Here is a 23,609-nt window from a genome sequence, read left to right as displayed (position 1 = left end):
CCGACCAAATCTTTTTTACAACAGGACTATTTCTTTTTTTCAGCTTTTTAGGGTTTAGCCACTTTCTTTCCCATGCCACGGTTTGGACGAAAAGGCCTTTTTCTTGTTTTTCTTCCTTGAGGTGTGCTACCCTTTTGGAGCGGATCTTTGCCTAGCCAGTATGGAGATATTTTATTTCTGTTAATCAGCTCACGAAGATCAGAAAGCTCATGCCTGGTTATAAATGTCAAAGCCTTTCCCTTTTTACCCATTCTTCCGGTACGTCCCGTTCGGTGCGTATATAGTTCTTTCCCTCGCGGCAAACTCCAGTTGACAACATGCGAAACATGCGAAAAGTCAAGACCTCTCCCTGCAACATCACTGGCAAGAAGGTACCGGATTTTCATATTTTTGAATTGCCTGAAAACCGAAGAACGTTTGTCCTGGCTGAGCCCTGCGTGTATATAGCCAACATCTTCAAAATCCTTCCGGATAGAACTGAACAGTTTATCAACCATGTGACGGGCATTACAGAAAATAAGCACCTGCTTAACATCCTCCTCATTAAGATACTTGACTAGAGCTGCCTGCTTCTCTTTTGGGTGGTGATAGGTAAAATAGTGATCAATACTTTCCGGTGCTTTCCTTTCTGTAATAAGCGAAATATGTTTGGGATCACGCAAACAGTCATGAGCTAGTGTTTTAATATCTTCAGGCATAGTCGCGGAGAAAAGAAGGGTCTGATGCTCATGAAGGATACATGACATGATGAATTCAATATCTTCGAGAAACCCTACCTTGAGAAGCTCATCCGCTTCATCAAGAATGGCACATTTCACATGCTTAAATGAGAGTACTCCACTGTACAGATAATCCAGAAGCCTACCAGGTGTTGCTACCAGTATATGCACGCCATGCTTAAGCTTGGCAATATCTATATCTTTGTCGAACCCCCCATAAACAGCAAATGGAATAACATTGGTTTTTTTCGAAATCTTCTGTATCTCTGTTACATACTGTATGCACAACTCACGTGTCGGAACAATTACAAGTCCCTGAATTGCGTTGAGCTCAGGATCAACTTTCTGTATGAGTGGTATAGCACAGGCGGCAGTCTTTCCCGATCCTGTTTCAGCAAGAGCACAAAGATCATGTCCATCTGAAATGATCGGATAGGCGGCCTCCTGAACAGGGGTCATATCTTCATATCCCATTGTCTCAAGAGATTTTAGAATATCGGAAGGAATGCCAAGTTCACTGAATTTCATAAATTATTTATCTTTCTTTACAAGGTTACAAAAGGCTTTAAGACGGTAATTGGGGATACTTCCTTGATTAAGTGTGTAAAAATGGTTAATATACCTGATTATCCTCTCTTTTATTATCATAATTGTGGACACTTTACAGCGTGAGTGGTGTTGGTAATGAATGAATACTGGGTATGCATTAACTTTCTACTAATGTTTAGATTGCAATACAAAATCTAAAAATGACAACTACCATAAAACAAGTACTGTATAGTACCCTAAAATGGATTTAATTGCTATATAAATGTTTTGATAATATAAAAGCATAACAGGAACTGTCCTATAGTTATTCATTCCGCATAATGGCGAATATTTAATTAATGCTTAAAATGAACAAATACCCTTCCAAAGTTTTTACGGTCCTTATTAATACGGTGATACTGGTTTTTAATGTCAGGACGTTCAAGGAAGCGCAGGACAGTTTTCTTTAGCTGACCACTCCCTTTTCCGGGAACGATTTCCACGAGAGCAATCCTTTTTTTGCAGGCTTCCTCTATTACACGATTGAGCTCTTTTTCAATCAATTTTCCATTTTTACATATTTCATGCAAATCCAGTTTTAGTTTTGCCATAAAATATCTTTGTACAAAGGCATTTAATTTTCACTTGAATGAATGTTTATCTGTTTCACTGACACTAGACACTGCAATTACAATTTCAGCACATGCTCTTGCATCCGACAAAGCGTCATGATGATTTAACGGGATGTCTAAATACCGGCATACATCCGGTAACTTTGTCGGAAATATCCCAAATTCCTTCCTTGCCAACGTTACTGTACATTCAAACGGAATTGATGGTGGCAAAATATCTGATTTTTCACAGCAGGCGTTTAACACGGAGCGGTCAAAGGATGCATTATGCGCGGCGATAAAATCTGCGCCATTTAACAGGCTTTTCATTGATGGCCATAACTCCCTGAAATCCGGTTCCGAAGCTACCATATCCCATGTGATTCCATGTATGTAGGTAAATTCGAAATGCTTTCTCGGTGGACGAATAAACCGATGCTCTTTTTGAACGATTTTTCCAGATTCAACCCGGACCATGCCCAGAGCACAGGCACTGTCTCTGCAACGATCAGCAGTTTCAAAATCTATGGCAACAAAAATATCATTCATTATTTTCTTTCCAGCATCGACATTTTGTCCGAGAATAAGCACAGTATCATTGATATGTCATTCTGAAGGAGGAGTGATCCCTGCCCGAGGCAGAGAAAACCTCTTTACGTCAAAGCAATAAAATAAAAGGTGCTTAAAACCAAGGCACGGATTTCTGTAATTGCCTGTGAGATAAATTTCTAAGATGTTTAGTTACCGATACTGAAGTAAATTACTTTTTACCTCCGTATATGGCTTCCCGATACTCTTTCCAGAAACAATCTACCATGGAAAATCCTGCTTTTATAAGGAGTTGAGTCTCTTCTGTAATGGAAAGAGGATTATCACCATCTCTTTTTTCCTTTGTTGTATATTCAGACTCAATATATTCCAAAGTTTTCTCCTCATTCTTCATACTTCGGGATCTCTCTTGCGTCCCTTTGTATAGCAAGCGACGATACAGCGCTTCATTCGCAGGATTAACGGCATTAAAAATGTCACAATTGATAAACCAACCATCTGGTTTGAGTATTGAGTGAACATATTTAAATAGTTTCAGCTTTTCATCTCTCAGTAAATGATGGAGTGCGAAAGCAGAAACTACTGCATCCAACCCAATAATATTTTTTGTTTTTTCAGATAATTCCTGAAAGGTTGATGTTTTGAATGTGATCTGTCCCAATTGCGCCTTAAGCCTTATCTTTGCCTTATCGATCATCATTCCTGCAGCGTCTATTGCAACAACAGAAGCATGTGGAAACATCTCAATTATTTTATGAGTGAGATAACCGGTACCCACACCAAGGTCTAGAATTTGTATTTTTTTATATCTATCAAAAGGTAGTACTTCGCAGGCAATTGATGCCATGTGTTTACGATTTGGATGCCAGACATCCATATCCAAATCATATGTCGCGATAATATCACTGCTATTAAAAGCGTATGCTGTCTCTCTCTGGTTATTTTCAGGCATTCAAATACCTCATAAAAAAATCACAAAGATTTACAAAAAACCCCCAACACCATTTAACAGATATTGGGGGCTTTCACGTCTTCATTATAATAATATTTACAATTACTCTATATTTTTATATGCAGCCTTCTCTCGTCAACTTTTACAATAAAATATATGAGTGGACTTAATAATATATTTATAATTTGACAACATTTGAGGCCTTAAAGCCTTTTTCGTCTTTAACAAGCTCAAAATCTACTTTGTCCCCTTCTGCAAGGCTCTTGAAACCCTCACCCTGGATTGAAGTATGATGCACAAAAACATCATCACCATCATCCTGAGAAATAAAACCATAACCCTTTGAATCGTTAAACCACTTGACTGTACCGGTCGGCATACTGAAAATCACCCCCTTCTCTATAAAGAAAAATAAACAATAAAAAAGGCGACAAGGGTACGTCCCTTGTCGCCTATCTATTACGGAATATATGGTATTAATGTATTTAATGGTATTAATTTTGGTGCTATACAAATTAACGAATACTAATATTTAAGACGCGTTAATGATATCAAACATAATTTCTTAAAGCAAGACAAAATAATGTTTTAAAAACATAATTTATTATTTACTCATGAAGGGTATATTTCATATAATCCTAAAATTAAATTCTATCCGAAGTTTTGGTAGGAGAGGAGAAGACATTTTTCGGTATTTTACCATTTCCACTTATTAAGAACTTACAAGTTTGAATAAATGAAACAGGAAACAATAGTAAAAAATTTAATAAGAGATGATATCTCTTCTTCACCTCCTTTTACTGTCTCTGAACTCCCACACAAAGCAAAGCTGGACCAGAACGAATCACCATTTGACCTGCCGGATGATGTCAAGGTGATATTACTGAAAAAGCTCAGGGAATATCAGTGGAATCGATACCCACAACCGTCTTTGTATGCAAATGTTAAAAAAACTTTTGCTAAAGCAATCGGGTTCCCACCGGATAACCTGATACTTACTATAGGCTGTGATCAGCTTATTCAAGGCATTTATCTTATTTGCGGTGGACATGATCGGAATGCATTGGTCTTTGAGCCTACGTATCCTATGTTTTCACATGCTGCAAGGTTTAACCAGACCGATGTGACCAGAATACAACTTGCCGCAGAAGAAATTCCGACTAAAGATCACATTAACAGATCAGAGCACAACATTATCTTTATTGTTGCACCTAATAATCCAAACGGGGCCTTTCCTGAAGAAGGTGTTATAGAAACGGCTCTTTCTAAAAACTCGTTAATATTTGTTGACGAATCATATGTTGATTTCTCTAAACGAACATGGTCTCACCATTTAAAAGAGCATCCTAATCTCTTTATCGCCCGCTCAGCATCAAAGTCATGTATGGCAGGACTACGTCTGGGATTTGGCATAGGCCACCCTGACATTATTAATGCCATGGAAACCACTTTTACAGCGCCATATCATTTAAGTTGTCTACAACTGGTAATCGCAAAACACTTTGATCTTATACTGCCTCACCTGAAAAACCATGCGGATACTATTATTTCGGAAAGAGAACGCGTTGCAAATCAGTTCAAAGAGATGGAAATACCTTTTATTCCATCACAAGGAAATTTTATTCTATTTAAGGTTAAAAACCCACCCGGTATTTTTCAGCGATTATCTGAATCCGGTGTGCGTATACGCAGTCTTCATACCATCCCTGGACTGTCTGATTATGTTCGTGTAACAATAGGCAAAAAGGAAGAAAATAATTTGTTTCTTGAGGAACTTAGAACACTCCCGTATAAATAAAATGATGAAAGAAACAATAATAGAAGAATTTGTTGAAAAAATAACATACGGCAATAACAAATACTCTGACCGTTTTTTTGAAATTTTTTCAGCACGAGGATTCTTGTTGGAGAGAGACAGTGGTACTGGAATAGTAAGGCTAAGCCGGGAGTCACATATCGATGATTGTGAGTTCCTGGAGGTCCTGCAGAATATTAACTATAAAGAGATTTATAAAAAACCACATTTCGATTCTATCGACGAGGCCGGTGAAGAAAATGTTTCGCAACGTCAACACGCATACTTTGACGCCATCGACACTCAGCTTTTTGACATAAACAATATTAAATATTTACATGAACTGTTTTCGCATGTTATCCCTATTGACGAATTTCGTTTAAATTGGATACGGGATTGGTATGGTAAATTCAATCAATTCAAGGGAATTGTAGATTTGCCAAAAATACGGGTCTATGATTTGGAACCATTTATAGCCCGTTTTGCAAAAGCGATATCTTCTATTGGAATATCAACATGGTCATCATGCGAAGGACATTGGGGTACGACTGCCTATATCATCTTTGATAGAAAGTATCATCTTGTCTGGTTTCAAACATTATTGAACAAGTTCATAAAGAAAAAGCTGGACCTTGCCTGCAATTGGAAGTGGCTGAATAATCGCGGCACCATAAACCATCCCGGAGCTGACACATTGGAAATGTATTTAGAGCTCCAGGAGATTGCTCGATTGATTTACAAATATAGAGATGACTTAATAAATATAAAAAAGTATATAGCATCGCTTCTTACAACCGAACATAAGAAAATGAATAAAAAAAATCTGCTCACTGTTTTTGAGGGTTTTTTTGATGTTGCAATTACGGTGAACCAAATAGACATTTTAACCATTTGAACTTTACAATAGCTCTTTTCTTTTCAGGCTTTTTAAAACAACCATTGATTTAGTATATATTTTAGCTATGCTTTACAAAAAGGAAATAAAATATGAATAATGTAGACTTGATGAGGGACACAAACATTTCAACTATCTGTGAAAAGCTTAAGCAGGATGGCTTTCAATTTAAGGATGAAAAATTTGACTACCTTGATGTCCGTATCGCCTTCGGCCAACAATTCAAAATGTCCTGGCTCAAAACAACACAAGTAAATATATTTGCGATTATGGGTATTGTTGAGAAAATAAGTGGAGAATTTGTTGAGGCTTACTCCAGGATGGCACTGAGTTACGCGATGAAAAATCATAAGCTCTTCCCAAAACAGATGCATAATATTACCGCAAGTTTTCCACTCCTGATATCAACTTATATAGATAACGACGCGAAACAATGGGTCCAGCAACAGTACAAAAGCCAGCTTGGCTTTCATGAAATTCCTGTTATCCTTGATTCCGGTAATAACACCCTATTGCATTGTGATAAATCTAAACTGAGTTCAGGAATTAAAAAATTCCTGGCCGGCCTTATTCAAAAGTATTTTAATACAGTAAATATATAACTTTTAATATTTTACAGTAAATGAGAAATACTGTAAAAAGTGAAATGACAGAATTATGGATGACGAAATAGCGGTGTTGTATCTCAAGTCAACCTTTTTAATCTTTTCCTAATGCAAACACCACCCATTCCCGCAAGGCCGATGCCGAGCAGACACACTGTGGCAGGTTCAGGGACAATCGTTGCTGCAAGCGTTTCTCTATTAGAGAGTAATGTTGCAGCGAGTTCGATTTCAGAGAGTACAAAATTGCCATCCGCACTATGACCTGTCCCAAGGTGAGGCAACAAACTGACATGTTCTAAAAACTCCCAGTCTTATACCCGTTATACCGCTGAAAGCACCAGTAAATCCAACGTCATAAATGGCCTGGCCTGGCAGTGTATTTGGTATTGTTTCACTTGCCAGAATACTGCTGTTGCCAAGTATTGAAAATGTCAATCCTGCAACACCAGTTACGGTTGGGTTTGTAAGTACTGTCCAATTTGTTTTCCATCAAAAATGAATAGTTTTTTTATATCAATTTGAGACGAAGATCTTATCTTTAAACAAAACCATGTGTTTTAAAAAATAAACACTATAAACAAAAATAATTAATTGTCTGGCGAAAGTGAATAGTCTTTTTATAACAGCTTGTATTGTTAATAGTTTATTTCTATATTATAGTAAAAGGAGTAAATTCCAAGTTAATATCTACTTGTCAATGACATGATGGATACTATGCATTTTAAATTTTCACAAATTTTATTGAGAACTACATTATAATGAACAAATATACCTTATTTTTCTTACTGATACTATTAGTTGTATATATAGTGAGTCCACTGGATCTGTTTCCATTTGTTTTTGATGACCTTATAGCGTTAGGATTTTTACTCTATTTCTGGCGAAAGTTCAAAAACCGAAAAAATCAGAGAGGCTATAATTCGGGAAAGAGGTCACAATCAAATATAAAGAGTGAACCTGTTGGACAAATGAGCTTGGACGAAGCATACAAATTACTCAATGTTAGTCATGAAACCCCATGGAGTGAGGTACAAAAAGCATATAAAGAGAAAATGGCCAAGTCCCATCCGGACAAGGTTGCTCACCTCGGTAAAGAGCTTCAGGAAAAAGCAGAGGAACTCACCGTTGAGATCAATAAGGCCTACAATATAATTAAACGCTATAAAAGTTGATTAAACTCCAAGTAGTTTACACTAAGCTTACGAATGTACCTGGTGGAACGTGGTTACAAAACCCGCCCGTGTCGAAACGGGCGGGGGGATTTTATTGGAATATTGTAATAGCTGGCTTAATTTAATACTCTCCATAAGCTAATCAAAAGGAACATAGTTGTTTTCTCCATGATTACCGCCAGCAGGCAGACCGGTTTTTAAAAAAACAGAAATTATCAACTTTGTGGCAGGCATAATCATCCCTTTCCATGCTGAACATTCTCCACCATAAGCTTCGAAATCGCTTTTGCAAAAGCAGCAGAATCTTTTGGCTTGGAGCCTTCTAATAAAAGAGCCTGGTTATAAAGCAGGTCAGTATAATCTGCAAGAACTTTACTCTTCCTGTCTTCTTCAAATATTTTATTCATAGATTCAAAGATCGGATGTGTTGGATTTATTTCAAGTATTCTTTTCCTCTCCGGCACCTCCTGACCCATCGACTTTAAGAGTTTTTCCATCTGTGGATCCATCTCTCCCTCATCACCGACAAGGCAGCAGGCAGAATCTTTCAACCTCCCTGAAAGCCTGACCTCTTTTACGTCATCAAGACGGTCCTGTATAAGATCCAAAAGTTTTCTGTATTTTTTGCCCGCCTTCTCCTTTTCATCTTTTTCAGATTTATCCAGAGTAACATCACCCTTTATAACAGACTTGCACTTCTTTCCCTTATACTCAAAACTGCTCATAATAACATCATCAACGTCTTCCAACATAATAAGGACTTCGTAATCCTTGTCCTTAAACGCCTCAAGGTATGGTGAAGTCAACGCTTCATCCAGTGATGAACCGGTAATATAATAAATCTCCTCCTGCCCCTCCTTCATAGCATTAACATATTCAGGTATAGTCCTGAATTTGTCCTTGTCCGCTTTTGTAGAATGAAAAATAAGAAGCTCTCCAATAGACTCTCTTCTATCAAAATCCATATGGACACCTTCTTTCAGAATCCTGCCAAATTCCTTATAAAACTTCAGATATGTTTCAAACTCCTTCTCTTTCATATCACCTAACGTTGCAAGCACTTTTTTAGTAATACTGTTTTTTATAACTTCAATCTGCCTGTTGTTCTGCAATATCTCTCTTGAAACGTTTAATGGCAAATCAGAAGAGTCCACAACTCCCTTTACAAACCTCAGGTAAGGCGGTATTAACTCTTCGCAATGATCAATTATTTTTACCCTCTTGACATAAAGGGTTGGACCAACTTTATACTCTTTATAGTAGATATCAACAGGCCTCATTGATGGAATGTAAAGAAGTGATGTAAACTCTGAAGCTCCCTCTGCTTTGTAGTGAACTACCTTTGCCGGATCGGTAAAATCGTGAGAAACATGTTTGTAAAATTCATTATACTCGGCGTCAGATATATCGGATTTATTCTTAAGCCAGATCGCCTTTCTCGAATTAAGAATCTCTTCTTCCTTCACCTTTACCTTTTTCGTCTTATCAAGCTTGCTCTCTTCCTCTCGTTCGATATCCATTACAACCGGATGCTCAATAAAGTCAGAATATTTCTTTACGGTACTCTTTATCTCCCACTCTTCAAGATAGTTTTTTTCATCTTCTTTAAGGTACAGGGTTACGTCTGTGCCTTTACTCTCTTTTTCCACATCTTCAACGGTAAATGAGCCGTCTGCACTGGATTCCCACTTAATACCACTTTTATCACCTGCCCCTGCCTTTCTTGATATGACAGTAACCTTGTCCGCAACCATGAAAGTTGAATAAAATCCGACACCAAATTGACCGATCAATTCCGGATTGTCTTTAACCTCTTTGCTTTGGAGAGCAGCGATAAACTCCTTTGTTCCGGAATGTGCAATCGTTCCAAGCTCCTTCACTGCATCATCTTTTGTCAAGCCGATCCCATTATCGCTGATAGTTAACGTTCCGGCATCTTTGTCAGCAATAATCTTGATTTTCCAATCCTTTTCATCTTCAAGAACCTCTTTGTTTGTTAAAGACTCAAAATGTGCTTTGTCAATTGCGTCAGATGCGTTGGAGATAAGCTCTCTGAGAAAAATCTCTTTGTGAGAATAAAGAGAGTGTACCATTAGATCAAGGATCTGTTTTACTTCAGTTTTAAATTCCATTTTTTCTACTGTCATTATAATTTACCTTCCTAAACTTGATTTAATTGTTTGCAAGAAATAACATGAATTTTCAATAACTTGAGGGATACTTCCAGATCTCTGAATTATCCATTCTTACTCCTTTCCACCATGACACCCACCAGCACAATACCATTCCAACGGAGTAGGATACAAGGAGAGGGGCAGAACCTTCTATGCCTTTTGCCCGGGGAAAGCCCTCGGTCCTGTTTGTTCGAGGAACGGGATGCATTCCTCAATTCATTGAAAATTTATCAGCTAGTCATATTTAAACAAAAACTTAATAAATGTCAATAAATGGTTCTAAAAAAATGAACTTCTCAGGCTATTTCCTTTCGTTTAAAGAGGAAGACAGCTACCCACATAACAGCTATACAATATATAGTGCTATGCATTATATTATAAACAACATATTGAATGACGATGCAGTCCTTCCAAAGTAATGCTGGAAAAACAACTACTTTATTGATTGCTGCCATATTGAGGTTTTGAAAATTTGGGAACACGGTATAGCATATTGTAATAATAGCACTTAGGCCAGCTTCACCATAGCTATGAATAGGTAGAATATAACTGAAAGCGTTACAGCATATAAAAAAAAACAGGCATATAGTTAAATTTGCAATTGTATTGAAATAGAGAGACACAACAAGAGAGACCGTTGTCATTATCATAATTTGTAATAAGGAGAAAGCTATGCCTAGTATGCAAACTAAATCAACCAGACCTGCAAGATTTGCTATATCATTCTGAATGGTATTATAATTTCTCATTATTAAAGCTACTTCGAGAACAAAACCTTGAAAAAAAACTATCAGGAAGGTTGCCGCTAGAATCCCCAGGTATTTACCTAAAATAAAATACACCTTTGATACGGGCTTAGATAGCACGATCAGCACTGTTTGCCTTTCAAATTCACCGGCAATCATGATAGAAGAGGACAGGCACCCCGAGAGCAGACCACAGATTGTTATAGTAGAAACCGCCATATCTCGTATCATTCTTGACTCTTCTCCAAACGCAAAAAAAGTAAACCCAAAGGACATTAAAATAATAAAACAGCCTGATAAAAGAATAATATAATAAAAAGGCTGCCTGACAATCTCCATGAAGTTACTGAAAACTAATGAAACAAGAAGATTCATTGCTAAATAAGCCCCCCATTAAAAAAACACAAAATCAAAAGACTAGACATTGCGCAAAACAGCTAAAAAGCCTTTTGGCGTTAAATATATTTCCCTTGAACTTTATAACATAATTTGTTACGTAATACCTTATATTTTATCTAAAATAATAATTTTTTTAACTTGTACTCAAAAAAAAAAGAGGCAAAAATGGCTAATAAAGAAAAACTTGGGCGAGGCTTAGAATCTTTGCTGGGAGAGGCAATCGGCATAGAATCTGGAGAAAAAATAATGCAGATCAAGCTAGCTGAAATTCAACCAAACGACGCACAGCCTCGCAAACAGTTTACACAACCCCAAATGGAATCCCTTATAAACTCCATACATGAACATGGAATACTACAACCCATCATTGTACGCTCTACAAGCAAAGGATATAAAATAATTGCTGGAGAGAGGCGATGGAGAGCATCGAAACAATTAGGAATAACAGAAATCCCTGCAATTGTCAAAAAAGCTGATAGCCTTAAAACTATCGAACTGGCATTGGTGGAAAATATACAGAGAGAAGACCTGAACCCGATGGAAAAAGCCACTGCTTTTTCTGAATTGAAAAATAATTTTGGACTGACTCAAGAACAAATAGCGACAAAAGTCGGACAAAACAGGTCAACCGTTGCCAATACGATCAGATTACTTGATTTGCCAGAAGAAGTACAAAGCTATGTTTCACGTGGAACAATTTCAATGGGTCACGCGCGCTCTCTTTTATCTTTGAAAGACCCGGTTAAGCAAAAATCCTTGAGCGAGAGGATCGCAAGGGAGGATCTCTCTGTTCGTGAGGTAGAGATGATCACTTCAGAAAAAAAAGATCGTGAAGATTCGATAAAAACAGCTAAAGAAATGCAGCCAACTCCAAAATTAATCAAATCGCATCAAATCCTGGACCTGGAAGACAGATTAAGGATGGCAATTGGAACAAAAGTCTCTATTATGGAAAAAAGCGGGAAAGGCAAAATCACTATTGAATTTTCAAATAATAATCAATTTGAAAGCATTGTGGGAAAGATAATAGCTCTGGCTGATTAGAATAAGTAAAAAAAAGGAGATAAGTATCTTTTTTTACAATGTAGAGGTATGGGTAGGGGCGTATTTAGTTTTTGTACGGAAATGAAGTTCATAATACGCCTCCCATCCGATCGCCAGTCTTTTTGTTTTTTAAAATAGCAATAATTTAAAAAACTTTAAAACCTGTTTACGCTCTGAATTTATACACACCTCTTCTATAGCCCTTTTGTTAATAATATTACATTCCTTAAAGGTTCCCAGGTGTGTGGCGTGCAGAATGGTGTTTTAGTTGTTTCGGCCTTCTATTAATCTCAAATAGCCTTCCGCGCATCCTTTGGCCAAGCCCCTTACTCGGCCGATATACCTTGTCCTCTGCGCAACCCCAATAGATTTTCTTGCATCCAGCATATTGAATGCATGAGAACATTTCAGGACATAGTCATAAGCAGGAATAACAATGTCCTCTTGCAGTAATTTTTTGCATTCCTTTTCATACATATCGAATTGTTCAAGAAGCATAGATGTGTCCGCCAATTCAAAATTATACTTCGAGAATTGTACCTCGTCCAATTTGTGTACATCACCATAGGTGCTGCCCTCCACCCATTCCAAATCATAAACCGACTCCTTCTCTTGGATAAACATTGCTATTCTTTCGAGGCCAAAAGTTAGCTCAAGCGATATCACATCCAGCTCAATCCCTCCAACCTGTTGAAAATAGGTAAATTGAGTTATTTCCATACCGTCAAGCCACACTTCCCATCCTAGACCGGTAGCCCCCAAGGTAGGTGATTCCCAATCATCCTCCACGAAACGAATATCATGCTTGACCAAATCAACTCCGAGAGCACGCAAGCTGTCCAAGTACAAAGCCTTAGCGTTTTCTGGCGATGGTTTTATAATTACTTGAAATTGGTAATAGTGTTGAAGCCTGTTCGGATTATCACCATAGCGCCCATCAGTAGGTCTCCTGGAAGGTTCGACATAAGCACACTTCCATGGTTTGCTGCCAAGGACTTTCAGAAAAGTCGACGGGTTAAAGGTACCAGCGCCAACCTCTATATCGTAAGGTTGCATTATCACGCATCCTTTGTCCGACCAGTATTTCTGAAGATTAAGTATAATTTCCTGAAATGTCATCTTTTACTTTTAAAATTTATTTATTATTTGTATGTGAATGCATGTCCTTGCCGCAATCAGAAACCTTTCCCTTTGCCACTTCTATAACATGCGGTATTGCATCCAGTATAACCCCTAAACATTCCGAAACTGCTTTTGGGCTTCCGGGAAGATTAATTATCAGAGTGTCCTTGTACATTCCTGCCACCGCTCTTGATCCAATAGACCTTGGAGTAACCTTAAAGCTTTCTGCTCTCATAGCCTCCGAGAAACCGGGCAGTTCCTTTTCAACAACATCCCTGGTTGCTTCAGGAGTTACATCCCTGGGACTGACTCCGGTTCCACCAGTTGTCAAAATTAAATTTGATTTTTCAGCAAAACTCTTTAGTCTCTGAGATATGATATCCCGTTCATCCGGCACAATCTCATAGGTGGTAACATCAGCATTGATTTGTCTAAGCTTCTCCTTTATCACCTCTCCGCTCTTGTCTTCTCTTTCGCCTCTAGAACCTTTATCGCTAATTGTTAGAACTGCTGCTTTTATCATTTACGAACCCTATATAATCGTCAATTTTAATTTCGCCGCCTTCTATTACTTCCGCAAATATACCTTCCCTTGGCATGATACAATCACCTACCTGGTAATAAATATTGCATTTATCGTGACACTCTTTTCCAATTTGAGTAACCCTGACTAAAGCATCATTACCAATTCTTAACTCACTGCCAATAGTAATGTTAGAGTAATCAACACCCTCTGTCAACACATTCTCTCCAAAGTCACCTGCGTCTAGTTTGGCACCCTTATCTTCCATCACCTTTCTACCTTCTGTAGAAAGCAGGCTGATCTGACGGTGCCAGGAACCTGCATGCGCATCACCCTCCAAGCCATGACCTTTAACTAACTTACACCGTTTAACATCCTTTTTCTGAACACCTTTTTTCGTACTTATACAAATTGCAACAATTTTTCCCATAACCAGATATACCAAAAATTTTATTGTTTATTTTCACTGACGACAATCGTTAAAGTGCCAAACCATATCATGTACTCCATAAATTTATAATGATACCAGAACATTATTTAAATAGAGTCGTTTCACAAATTTGAGTCAAATAGTTTCATACTATACATTATTAAGCAAAACATCTGTGGTCACTCAATAACCATTAAAAGCTTTACTATCACGACAGCATTACAATATATTGTATTCATTTATCATTGCCGTACAATATATGCCATTTTGTGGCAGTCGGCAACAGTGCAGAGAGCTATTATTGAGACTGACGGATTAACAATTCTTCTCTGGAGATATGCTACTACAATCAGGGCAATATCTTCAAGACTAAAATATTAATTTTAAATCATTATAATATCTAGCTAAAATATGATTCAATTAATATAAGAAAACATTTTTGAAAGCTGTCAACTGTCAAATAGAATTATATGAAGAAAAACTCCCTATACTATTTCTACATTATAGTACTTTTATATATAATCGGTGCCGTTTTTGATGGAGTCGCTATATATAACCACAGCAAAGAGTATGTAAAAGATAAATCCGGTTATGTGGAGATATTGAATTTTGAAGACCGTATACTGAACGTTGAGGAGTGGATGTTTACCGGTTCAGGGTGGGATAGCAAAAAGTCTACTTCGACAGAAAAATTGAAAGGCTCAGAGGTACATTATAATGCCGCATTGACCTCCTCATATTATTTTATTGTAAGTTCTGCTGCTTTCATACTCATGGTGCTATTCGTCTATTGGGGAGGAAGTCATTTATTCAAGGTAGTCGGCTTAAGCATGATTACTATTGCCCTTGCTTGTCTGGTGATAGGCATAATTACCCCTATGTTGGAGATTGGGGCATTCAGCACAAACCTTACTATACCCTTAAAATTCACCATGCCTTTTATTGGAGAGCTTGATATCCCTGACAAGGTTTTCGAAGGGAGAATGTACTACTATTTCCAGAGCAAATCGGTTATTGATCTTATCTATGTTCTTCTGGAAAGCAGAAACTATGTAGTGGCAGTTTCCATCTTTGGCTTTAGTGTACTTGTACCATTCATTAAACTGACATTGTCCGTCCTTTTATTACTGAGCAGGCATTTCAGAAATAGCGGACTTGTTATTAAAACTGTAGGCAGGATAGGCAAATGGTCTATGGTAGATGTATTTGTCGTTGCGACATTTCTCTCCTACTTATCATTTTCTAATATGAATTCCGGAATAGACACTGAAGCAAATACATTAGTTGGACTCTACTTCTTCTTGGGATACTGTATCCTTTCAATAGCATCTTCACAAATTATTGATCTTGCAGTAAGAGAGGAGCATGACACGTTTTGATAATTATGTACCGCACAATATTTGCTGTTGTCTGTTTTCTAACAACCGGACTTCCATCAATTACCCGATGTATCATGATGAAAACTTTAAAGATACTTCCTTTAAGCCTTCATTCGTCCCGACAACAGTAATTTTGTCACCCTTTTCAAACCTGATATTTCCGTGTACAAACACAGTTTCTCCTGCCCGTTGGATGGAAAGAATAAGAATATCGAGTGGCAGTTTCAAGTCACTGAGAAGAGTTCCATATAAGTCTGGATTCGTTACCTCAATATCGATAATATCCTTATTAGAAGTCATCCCTAAGAGAAGTGATGAACCCGCAGGTGATCTTACAAAATGATCAAGGAGGCTTACAATTGCTGTTGATTCAATTACAGTCAAAGCACCAAGTTCTTCAAAACGTCTTGAGATATCTCTTTCATCCAGGTCCACTACTAATTTCGTTTTTGGAAAATTCTCATATGCTAATTCACAGATATTATAGCTGTCATCATCAGGAAGTATCGTGACTATCGTTCCCGCACTGTTGCATCCAACCTCTTTCAATGTTTTTAAAGAGAAGTCATCAACCGGTATCAATTCTGTACCATGACTTGCAGCTCTTACACTGTCCCTCAATTCTGTAGAGATAACTTTTACATTCCAGAAGTGAGATCGTAGCTGTATGTCGAGTGTAATTGCACGAGCATCCTGACCAAAAATTATCGCACTTCGTTTTGACTCACTTCCAAATTTATCGCGCAAGTGAGACTCTTTAACCAGAACCAGGACCCACTTAAAAAGTAGAGGTCCAACCAATTGATTTAGTATAATAATTGCCATTATTATTGAGGAGAACTCTCTTCCCCAGTCAGGAAACTCTACGGCCACCTCTTTTGCTAATCCCAGTCCGACACCCGCCTGTGTTATATACCCCATCCACGCAAGTCGATTGTGCCGCATCCGCTCTCCCGCAATTACACCACCGGTAAAGGTACCAACAAATAGTGAAAATATTCTAACGAAGAAAAGAGCAAGTGCAATATGCCAGACGCCAGCGAGAACATCTAACTCCATACTCGCCCCCGCAAGGGTGAAAAAAATTATGTAAACCGTAGGACCCGCTTGCTGGAGAACTTTGCTCAATTCATTTCGTCGATTCGTAAAATTTACGACAAAAAAACTTCCAATCATACATAATAGCAGAGGTTCCAGGAGTACTTCAAAAGAGAGGTATTGGTCAGATATTTCTCTTAAATACTCGGAAAATAGAAAGACCAAATATCCGGTTAATAAAACAAAAGCAGTCTTTATTTTATCGGGAACTCTTAAAGACAGTACTCCCTGTAAAATCTTTCCAATTACAACTCCCAGCACTATAGATATCGCAAATTCACCCAATAGGAGCAAAACAAAACTATAGTCAAAATTCAATTGTGTAAAGATAGCATCAGCAATAGTTGAAGTTATTGCAAAGATCATAATTACCAGAACGTCTATAACAACAGTAACCCCAATGACTGTCCTGGTAAAGCGACCCTTGGCCCGCATCTCTTTTATAATAGCGATTGCCGAAGCCGGGGATCTTGCTACTAATATTGCCCCTGCTAAAAGAGCAATTGCCAGCCTGGATGGATTAGGCATGTCGCTCATAAATGGAATATAGTCTGCTATTAAATAGACGGCTGTACTGCAAATAATAAACGCGCCAAGAGCAAGAGATGTTGTAATGATCCTGATACTGCGAAAGTGGTCTTTGTACTCTTTTAAAAACAGTTCTGAACCTGCAGCAAATGCGATAAAACCAAGTGATAATTCATCAACAAAATGGACCTGTGTAATGACTTCAACATTGATAAGCTTTAATACATAAGGGCCTGCAATAACACCGGTAAAAATAAAGCCACTTATAAGTGGTAGCTTTATTTTAGAAAAATATTCTGCTATTTGTTTTGATGCCAGCGCGACCATTCCAAAGCTGGCTACAAAAAATAAAATTGTCAAATAATCATCCATAAGTATCTCTCGTCAGTTTATTTAAGAGATGAGATAAAGGGCAATTGTCTTTTAGAGAATTTGTTAGGTTAGTAAAATTATTGACAAAATTCAAGTGCTTTTCAAAAATTAAGCCCTGAATTGTCCACTTTAGAAAAAAAGTGGAGAACCCATTACAAAAACGTTGAAAACTTTATGTAATGTTAATCTTCAGTGAAGTTTTAACTCATTTTTCGTAATTGTTTCTTTATGTTTCCGACGTTTTACGGAAGAAATTATTATCAGGAATCCAGAGTAATAAAAGTATAGAGAAGATTACACTATTAATTGTATAATACGGTTGCCTCTCAACTAAAAATGCTTCAGGATTGTATTTTGAATTATTTATGAATAAAAAGATAGAGAAATATAATTAATACCTGGGAACAGGCTCCATTTTGATACTACCGGTAAAATCTATTATTCTGTGTACTATGCTACAAAGTCTCTTTTGAAACCAATTGAATCAGTGTTGTAAAATATTCGACATGCAAGAAAGGTTTTTAGTCTTAGGAAAGGCCGGTAGTGGCAAAACACATCTTGTTCTTCAGAGATTTCTTCATTATGTTGAGGGACACAAGGAGGATAACGTTCTATTTATCCTGCCAACTCACAGCCAGGTTGAACATATCAGAGACCATATCTTAAGGAGTTCCTCTTACGAAGGTTATCTGGATACGGGGCTTGTCACCTTCTCCGGCCTTGCAACTAAAATAGTTGATCATATAGATAATTTACTTTTGCGGAAACCTCTCAGTGAAAGAGAAAAGGACCTAGTCCTTTCAAACGTTCTTAAAGATGCCAATGCCGGTTATTTCTCTGAGGTTTCAAATTATGCGGGTTTTAAAAATGCCTTTTTGAGTTTTGTAAGAGAGATCAAGGAAAATTCACTTGATCCAACTGCCTTTAAGGACTTACTCAAAACAGTTCAAGTCAGCAAGGCACTTTCACCCTTCAACCTGAAGTGCAACGAACTACTCTCTCTTTATAGTAGCTATCAACAGGCTCTGATCAAAGACAGTGTAATTGACAAAGAAGATCTCTTAACACAAGCGTTATCAACTCTTGACAAAACCACTTTTCCAGAAGTTGAAATGTTATTAGTAGATGGTTTTCACGATTACACACAACTGGAACTGAAATTTCTAAACAAATTGTCTTCTCTTATACAAAATGTTTATATCACACTGCCTCATCAAATCTCTGATCCGGTACTACCTGCTTTCCGGATTTCTAACAAAACCTTCTCCAGGCTTTCAAGGTTGGAGCTTAAGGTAGTGAAGCTTAATGAAAACAGAAGAACTCCCTCTAAGATGTTAAGATATATTGAAACCAACATATTTTCCCCTTATGACAACCAATCATCCCATGAATATATTATTCCGAAAGAGTCATTACAGATCACCGTTGCTGCTAATGTGCAGGATGAGGTGGAACAAATCGTCCGTAGAATTAAAAAACTGACTTATGAGGAAGGATACACTCTCAGTCAAATTGTAATAATATTCAGAAACATAGAAAAGTATCAGGGTATAGTTGAAGACACATTTACAAGATTCAGCATTCCGGTAAGAATCTACAGCAAAAAACTTTTAAAAGAGAATCCCTTGATTAATTCCATAATTAATACCGCAAGAATATATACTCAAAAGTGGCAGGACAAAGCTGTCTGGAAGACATTGAAATCTAATATAGGTATAGACAGAAACATTATCTATACATTAGAACAGGAATACCTGAAAAAAGGCAAAACAGACGATTATAATAAGTGGTTGAGACTTGCCTCTCTTCCAGAATTAGAATCTGTTACTGATTTCCTGAAAAAGTTAAAGAAGATTTTTAGCAAATTAGAAAAAAGGAACACGTTCCGTCATTTTTGCGACTGCTTTACTGACATTGTGGCCCTGTTTTACATACCGGCTTTTGGATCATCTGGCAAACCTGATGACAGGTATCGGACTGACACCGCAGAAAATAATTTTAACAGAGAAATCACAGATCTGATGAAATCTGATGCTGGGGCATTAAGAGAATTTCTCACTATCATTAACAGTGCAACCATAGAAGAACTTGCCGGTGGTACGAAAACCATTTCATTCGAAGAATTCATTCACATACTTGAATCACAGGTAGACTTGACATCATATAAGAAAATAGACAGAAGAAAAGAGGTAGTTAATGTTATCAACGTACTGGAAGCCAGACAGTGGGAAATGCCTGTAGTCTTTTTAGGAGGTTTATTGGAAAAGGAGTTTCCACGCCAAATTCGTGAGGACATTTTTCTGAAGGATTATTACAGAAGCAGGTTGAACGCTACTGGAAAGATAGTCCTGAGGGAGGCCAGTGAGCAGATAGACGAAGAGAGGTATCTGTTCTATATAGCCATTACGCGTGCAAAGGAGAGGCTTTATCTCTCCTACCCATCTACGAACAGTAACGGCAGTTTGACGCTACCCTCATTTTTCCTTTCTGATATGCAAAAGTTGTTTTCTAAAAAGGAGCTTGAAGAGTTTACGACATACAGAAAAATTTCAAGTATAATTCCCGAGCCTGAAGAGATCGCTGGATCCACTGATGCAAAGAGTTATGTCTATTATCACCTTAATACCCCCTGTACATCTAATAGAGAGCAATACGAAAAAGATATCGCATTGTGGCTCTACAACAATACAGAAGATAAAGACTTATTAAGGGAAGAACTCCGCTCGTTAATCGTATTGGCCGATTCCTACAATAATCTGATGCTGAAATTATCTGACAAAATGGTAATAGAAAAGATTAGTAGGGAGTGTACAAGGTTTTCTCCTACAAAGCTGAAAGACTATGCCCAATGCCCTTACAAATATTTTGGAAGAACGACGCTGAAACTCAGGCAGTCTATCCCGAAAACACTGGATTTATTGATGCAGGGCAGTATCATGCACAAGGTCCTTGAGAAATATTTTAATGAAATTAGAGATGTCACAGAAATATTTGATAACATTTTTTATCAAAAAACAAGGAGAATTATTATTGGATTTGAGGAATTGAAGATCAAATATGAGATGATAAAGACTCTACTGGCATTTGAATCTTTGGAAAAATTGTTAAATGAGCCAACATTCAAACCTTCCCTTTTGGAAAAGGAGTTCGGGAATGATGAATTGGCAACATTGAAAATCAGTGATGGCAAGAAAGAGAGTATCGAACTCTCGGGTAAGATTGACAGGGTTGATATCTCAGAGGTTGACGGGAAAAAAATAGGTTTAATTATTGACTATAAATATGGACAGACAGAATTCAAAAAAACAGATTTGGAAGAAGGACTGGATTTACAACTGCCAATCTACCTGCTTGCATTGAGAGACGTGTTTAAAATTGTACCCGTTGCCGCAGAAATTTACGCATTGAAATCATCTAAAAAGACCGGAATATACAATCAGGAACTAATTGATAATCTCAACCTCAATATAAAACCAGTGAAAAAATCACTTTCGGTTGATAATAAAGAGTTTAACAAGATGTTGAAAAATGCTGAAAAACATATCCTGAAATTCGCAAGAGAGATCCGAAACGGAAGGATTGAACTTGCTCCGGCAAATATAGATTTTTGCGGTGAAGGGATCTGCGATTTCGCGAACGTCTGCCGTATTGATAAATGGCGATTGAGTTGATTATTAGACATAAATTTCTTGCCCGAAAGACCGGTCAGGCGGGTACAAATTGGTACAAAAAGCTAAACAAACGACTGGACACGGATAAACATGGGAGTATTCCAAAAGTTAATCAATCTTATGCCACCCCATGATGTCTACATAGAGACACATTTGGGCGGTGGCGCAGTTATGCGGAACAAACGTCCTGCCAGAAGTAATATTGGGATAGAATTAGACCAGGATGTTGTTGAAATGTGGACGAATGTTAAACCACCAGGTTTTGAATTGGTCCATGATGACGCAATTAATTATCTGAATGATTATCCTTTCACTGGCAACGAGCTGATATATTGCGACCCACCGTACCTTCGCGAGACAAGAAGGAAGAGTGGTCGGCTCTATAAATATGAATATAGCCATAAAGACCACACGGTACTTTTGGAATTATTGAAATCACTTCCCTGCATGGTGATGATATCCGGTTATGAGTCGCTTTTATACAGAGAGTCTTTGAAGGGATGGCATACACATAGTTATCAGGCGGCCTGTCACCATGGTGTGGCGACAGAGTGGCTATGGATGAACTATAATATTCCGGTGGAACTACATGAATATCGTTATCTTGGCAATAACTTTCGTGAACGAGAACGGATAAAGAGAAAAACACAAAGGTGGACGGCGAGACTTCAATCAATGCCAATATTAGAGCGCCAGGCGTTACTCTCTGCGATGGATATAGTCAGGGAACAATAGAAATATTTTAAGAGGAGATATTTTTGGGTTTTGCGGCGAGAAAAGCAGAGTCATCAGAGAACTGGAGAACTTTATTTTATGACTTTTTGGACAAGCGACTTGACAAGATTGAGCGAGAGTACCCAATGGAAGATTTAGGAGAAATCTCAAAAGCTGTTTTTCAGGAAAGATCCGAAATATTGGGTCAGATGATCCTTGGATTGATAAAGAGGAAGTTCGGTCATTTATTGAATCAGCAAAATTGTGACTGCCCCGATTGCGGCAAAAGCATGCAAAGGCACGACAAATTATCCAGGACAATCCAGACCCTTGCGGGTCAATTTGAATTGGAGAGACCTTATTTTTATTGCAGAGCGTGCAGTTTTGGAAATTATCCATTAGATGAAGCCCTTGGGTTGTCTCGATCCTCGAAACAGTATGATATACAGGATGTTGAAGCCTGGTTGTCTAGCGAAACCGCTTATGAGACGGCCAGCGAGACCTACGAGAGGATAACTGGTGTAAAGCTAAGCGAACATCATATGCATGAGGCCACGAATACCATAGGTCAGGAAGTGGGGATTTTAGATATCTGTCCGTCTAAAGAAGAGATTCACAAAAAGATAGAAAACATCTCAAAGAATAAGTTTCGTCGTCCCATTATGATGCTCGCCCTGGATGGAGCCCACGGCCCGATGCGTCCAGAGCCCAGCCCTCACCGCCGCAAAGAGAAAAGAGGAAAAGGAGAATGGAAAGAGATTAAAGGTTTTAGGCTTTATCTCATCGATGGTACAAGCATTAATCATTTAATCAGCTGGCATCAGGTCTGCGAAGATCACGAATTAGCTCAAGATCTAGTGAAGATCAAGGAGGCAGGTCTTATCCCCGAAGCGGAGATACGCTTGGGAATCATAGGAGACGGAGCTCACTGGATTTGGAACCGTTGCAAAGAGATATTTCCCTCAGCAAAAGAAATCCTCGACTACTACCATTGCTCAGAGTATGTACATGGTGTGGGTAACGCACATTATGGAAAAGAGACAAGAGAGTCTCGCCAGTGGTGCGAGGCGACTTTGACAAGAATACATTTTGGCGACCACGAAGATGTGCTTGGCGGTCTTGGAAAGATGAAAGCGCAAACTCAAGAGGTTCAGGATAAAATTGATAAGTTTTATACCTACCTTACAAATCATTGCGAAAAGATGCATTACGATACCACCAAGCGAGGAGGGTATCACATTGGTAGCGGTGCGATTGAAAGCGCTAATAAATTCATTAGCCATACAAGGCTTAAACGATCAGGAGCTTGGTGGTATGCCCAAAATGCTAATAACATGCTCAAGATCAGATGTGCGAAATATAACGGTACGTACGATAAAATTATCGAAAAATACAAAAAAGACGACCAAGAAAGAATTAAAAACAAAAAATCTAGGAAAAGTCTCCGACTCGTTAAATAAATTTACAAAAAAATGGGAATACTCCCGATAAACATGGAAAAGATAAGTGAATGAAGAATTTTAGGTATTCGCATTGGAAATAAAAAGTCAAAAACCACTAAACAGTAGACTACATGGAAGAAT

At 37.9% G+C, this 23,609-nt stretch carries 22 protein-coding genes; 9 read left to right on the top strand and 13 right to left on the bottom strand.

Annotated elements, in window-relative coordinates:
* Positions 1 to 47: 47 nt before the first annotated feature.
* The 5 genes from SCALIN_RS15320 to SCALIN_RS15300 form a co-directional block, all read right to left on the bottom strand.
* Positions 48 to 1,247 (bottom strand): DEAD/DEAH box helicase, encoded by a 1,200-nt coding sequence (locus SCALIN_RS15320; RefSeq protein WP_096895332.1) that lies wholly within the window; start codon positions 1,245 to 1,247, stop codon positions 48 to 50.
* Positions 1,248 to 1,603: 356 nt separating this feature from the next.
* Positions 1,604 to 1,858 (bottom strand): Smr/MutS family protein, encoded by a 255-nt coding sequence (locus SCALIN_RS15315; protein ID WP_096895331.1) that lies wholly within the window; start codon positions 1,856 to 1,858, stop codon positions 1,604 to 1,606.
* Positions 1,859 to 1,888: 30 nt separating this feature from the next.
* Entirely contained in the window at positions 1,889 to 2,407 is a 519-nt protein-coding gene (locus SCALIN_RS15310; RefSeq protein ID WP_096895330.1) for a 3'-5' exonuclease, read from the bottom strand.
* A 211-nt stretch (positions 2,408 to 2,618) separates the two neighbouring features.
* A complete protein-coding gene (locus SCALIN_RS15305) occupies positions 2,619 to 3,359 on the bottom strand; it encodes a class I SAM-dependent methyltransferase (protein ID WP_096895329.1) in 741 nt (246 codons plus the stop codon).
* 178 nt (positions 3,360 to 3,537) lie between these two features.
* The gene (locus SCALIN_RS15300) at positions 3,538 to 3,738 is read right to left on the bottom strand and encodes a cold-shock protein (RefSeq protein ID WP_096895328.1); all 201 of its coding nucleotides are present in this window, start codon (positions 3,736 to 3,738) and stop codon (positions 3,538 to 3,540) included.
* 357 nt (positions 3,739 to 4,095) lie between these two features.
* On the opposite strand from SCALIN_RS15300, the gene SCALIN_RS15295 reads away from it, so the two are divergent.
* The 3 genes from SCALIN_RS15295 (at position 4,096) to SCALIN_RS15285 (ending at position 6,651) form a co-directional block, all read left to right on the top strand.
* On the top strand, positions 4,096 to 5,157 hold the full coding sequence (locus SCALIN_RS15295; protein WP_096895327.1) for a pyridoxal phosphate-dependent aminotransferase: 1,062 nt from the start codon (positions 4,096 to 4,098) through the stop codon (positions 5,155 to 5,157).
* 1 nt (position 5,158) lies between these two features.
* A complete protein-coding gene (locus SCALIN_RS15290; RefSeq protein ID WP_096895326.1) occupies positions 5,159 to 6,049 on the top strand; it encodes a hypothetical protein in 891 nt (296 codons plus the stop codon).
* A 92-nt stretch (positions 6,050 to 6,141) separates the two neighbouring features.
* A complete protein-coding gene (locus tag SCALIN_RS15285; RefSeq protein WP_096895325.1) occupies positions 6,142 to 6,651 on the top strand; it encodes a hypothetical protein in 510 nt (169 codons plus the stop codon).
* A gap of 83 nt (positions 6,652 to 6,734) precedes the next feature.
* Here SCALIN_RS15285 and SCALIN_RS15280 read toward each other — a convergent pair whose 3' ends face one another.
* On the bottom strand, positions 6,735 to 6,938 hold the full coding sequence (locus tag SCALIN_RS15280) for a PEP-CTERM sorting domain-containing protein (RefSeq protein ID WP_096895324.1): 204 nt from the start codon (positions 6,936 to 6,938) through the stop codon (positions 6,735 to 6,737).
* A complete protein-coding gene (locus tag SCALIN_RS21750) occupies positions 6,910 to 7,089 on the bottom strand; it encodes a hypothetical protein (protein ID WP_133111947.1) in 180 nt (59 codons plus the stop codon). Before SCALIN_RS21750 ends, SCALIN_RS15280 begins: the two co-directional genes overlap by 29 nt.
* A gap of 323 nt (positions 7,090 to 7,412) precedes the next feature.
* Between SCALIN_RS21750 and SCALIN_RS15275 the strand changes: the two genes are divergently transcribed.
* Positions 7,413 to 7,826 carry a DnaJ domain-containing protein gene (locus SCALIN_RS15275; protein ID WP_096895323.1) on the top strand — a complete coding sequence of 138 codons (414 nt, stop codon included), beginning with the start codon at positions 7,413 to 7,415 and terminating at the stop codon, positions 7,824 to 7,826.
* Positions 7,827 to 8,062: 236 nt separating this feature from the next.
* On the opposite strand, the gene htpG is transcribed toward SCALIN_RS15275, so the two are convergent.
* Complete coding sequence (gene htpG / locus SCALIN_RS15270; RefSeq protein WP_096895322.1) at positions 8,063 to 9,973, bottom strand: molecular chaperone HtpG; 1,911 nt, start codon at positions 9,971 to 9,973, stop codon at positions 8,063 to 8,065.
* Between the two features lie 323 nt (positions 9,974 to 10,296).
* Entirely contained in the window at positions 10,297 to 11,121 is an 825-nt protein-coding gene (locus SCALIN_RS15260; RefSeq protein ID WP_133111945.1) for an ABC transporter permease, read from the bottom strand.
* Positions 11,122 to 11,310: 189 nt separating this feature from the next.
* Between SCALIN_RS15260 and SCALIN_RS15255 the strand changes: the two genes are divergently transcribed.
* On the top strand, positions 11,311 to 12,189 hold the full coding sequence (locus SCALIN_RS15255; RefSeq protein WP_096895319.1) for a ParB/RepB/Spo0J family partition protein: 879 nt from the start codon (positions 11,311 to 11,313) through the stop codon (positions 12,187 to 12,189).
* Between the two features lie 264 nt (positions 12,190 to 12,453).
* On the opposite strand, the gene SCALIN_RS15250 is transcribed toward SCALIN_RS15255, so the two are convergent.
* The 3 genes from SCALIN_RS15250 to SCALIN_RS15240 are packed head-to-tail and all read right to left on the bottom strand — an operon-like array spanning position 12,454 to position 14,264.
* Entirely contained in the window at positions 12,454 to 13,308 is an 855-nt protein-coding gene (locus SCALIN_RS15250) for a glycine--tRNA ligase subunit alpha (protein ID WP_096895318.1), read from the bottom strand.
* A 16-nt stretch (positions 13,309 to 13,324) separates the two neighbouring features.
* Positions 13,325 to 13,834, bottom strand: a complete 510-nt coding sequence (locus SCALIN_RS15245) for a MogA/MoaB family molybdenum cofactor biosynthesis protein (protein ID WP_096895317.1) — start codon at positions 13,832 to 13,834, stop codon at positions 13,325 to 13,327.
* On the bottom strand, positions 13,806 to 14,264 hold the full coding sequence (locus SCALIN_RS15240; RefSeq protein ID WP_096895316.1) for an MOSC domain-containing protein: 459 nt from the start codon (positions 14,262 to 14,264) through the stop codon (positions 13,806 to 13,808). Before SCALIN_RS15240 ends, SCALIN_RS15245 begins: the two co-directional genes overlap by 29 nt.
* Before the next feature lie 470 nt (positions 14,265 to 14,734).
* Here SCALIN_RS15240 and SCALIN_RS15235 point away from each other — a divergent pair, with 470 nt between their 5' ends.
* Positions 14,735 to 15,643, top strand: a complete 909-nt coding sequence (locus tag SCALIN_RS15235) for a paraquat-inducible protein A (protein WP_096895315.1) — start codon at positions 14,735 to 14,737, stop codon at positions 15,641 to 15,643.
* A 72-nt stretch (positions 15,644 to 15,715) separates the two neighbouring features.
* On the opposite strand, the gene SCALIN_RS15230 is transcribed toward SCALIN_RS15235, so the two are convergent.
* Positions 15,716 to 17,641, bottom strand: a complete 1,926-nt coding sequence (locus tag SCALIN_RS15230; protein ID WP_096895314.1) for a cation:proton antiporter domain-containing protein — start codon at positions 17,639 to 17,641, stop codon at positions 15,716 to 15,718.
* A gap of 506 nt (positions 17,642 to 18,147) precedes the next feature.
* Between SCALIN_RS15230 and SCALIN_RS15225 the strand changes: the two genes are divergently transcribed.
* The 3 genes from SCALIN_RS15225 (at position 18,148) to SCALIN_RS15215 (ending at position 23,486) form a co-directional block, all read left to right on the top strand.
* Complete coding sequence (locus SCALIN_RS15225) at positions 18,148 to 21,312, top strand: PD-(D/E)XK nuclease family protein (protein WP_096895313.1); 3,165 nt, start codon at positions 18,148 to 18,150, stop codon at positions 21,310 to 21,312.
* Between the two features lie 90 nt (positions 21,313 to 21,402).
* The gene (locus SCALIN_RS15220; protein ID WP_096895312.1) at positions 21,403 to 22,047 is read left to right on the top strand and encodes a DNA adenine methylase; all 645 of its coding nucleotides are present in this window, start codon (positions 21,403 to 21,405) and stop codon (positions 22,045 to 22,047) included.
* A gap of 125 nt (positions 22,048 to 22,172) precedes the next feature.
* Positions 22,173 to 23,486 (top strand): ISKra4 family transposase, encoded by a 1,314-nt coding sequence (locus tag SCALIN_RS15215; protein WP_096894570.1) that lies wholly within the window; start codon positions 22,173 to 22,175, stop codon positions 23,484 to 23,486.
* Positions 23,487 to 23,609: the final 123 nt, after the last annotated feature.

The organism is Candidatus Scalindua japonica (assembly GCF_002443295.1).
Classification (GTDB): Bacteria; Planctomycetota; Brocadiia; order Brocadiales; family Scalinduaceae; genus Scalindua; species Scalindua japonica.
Note: the sequence above shows the minus strand (reverse complement) of the source record. Positions and strands in the feature narration are given on the sequence as shown.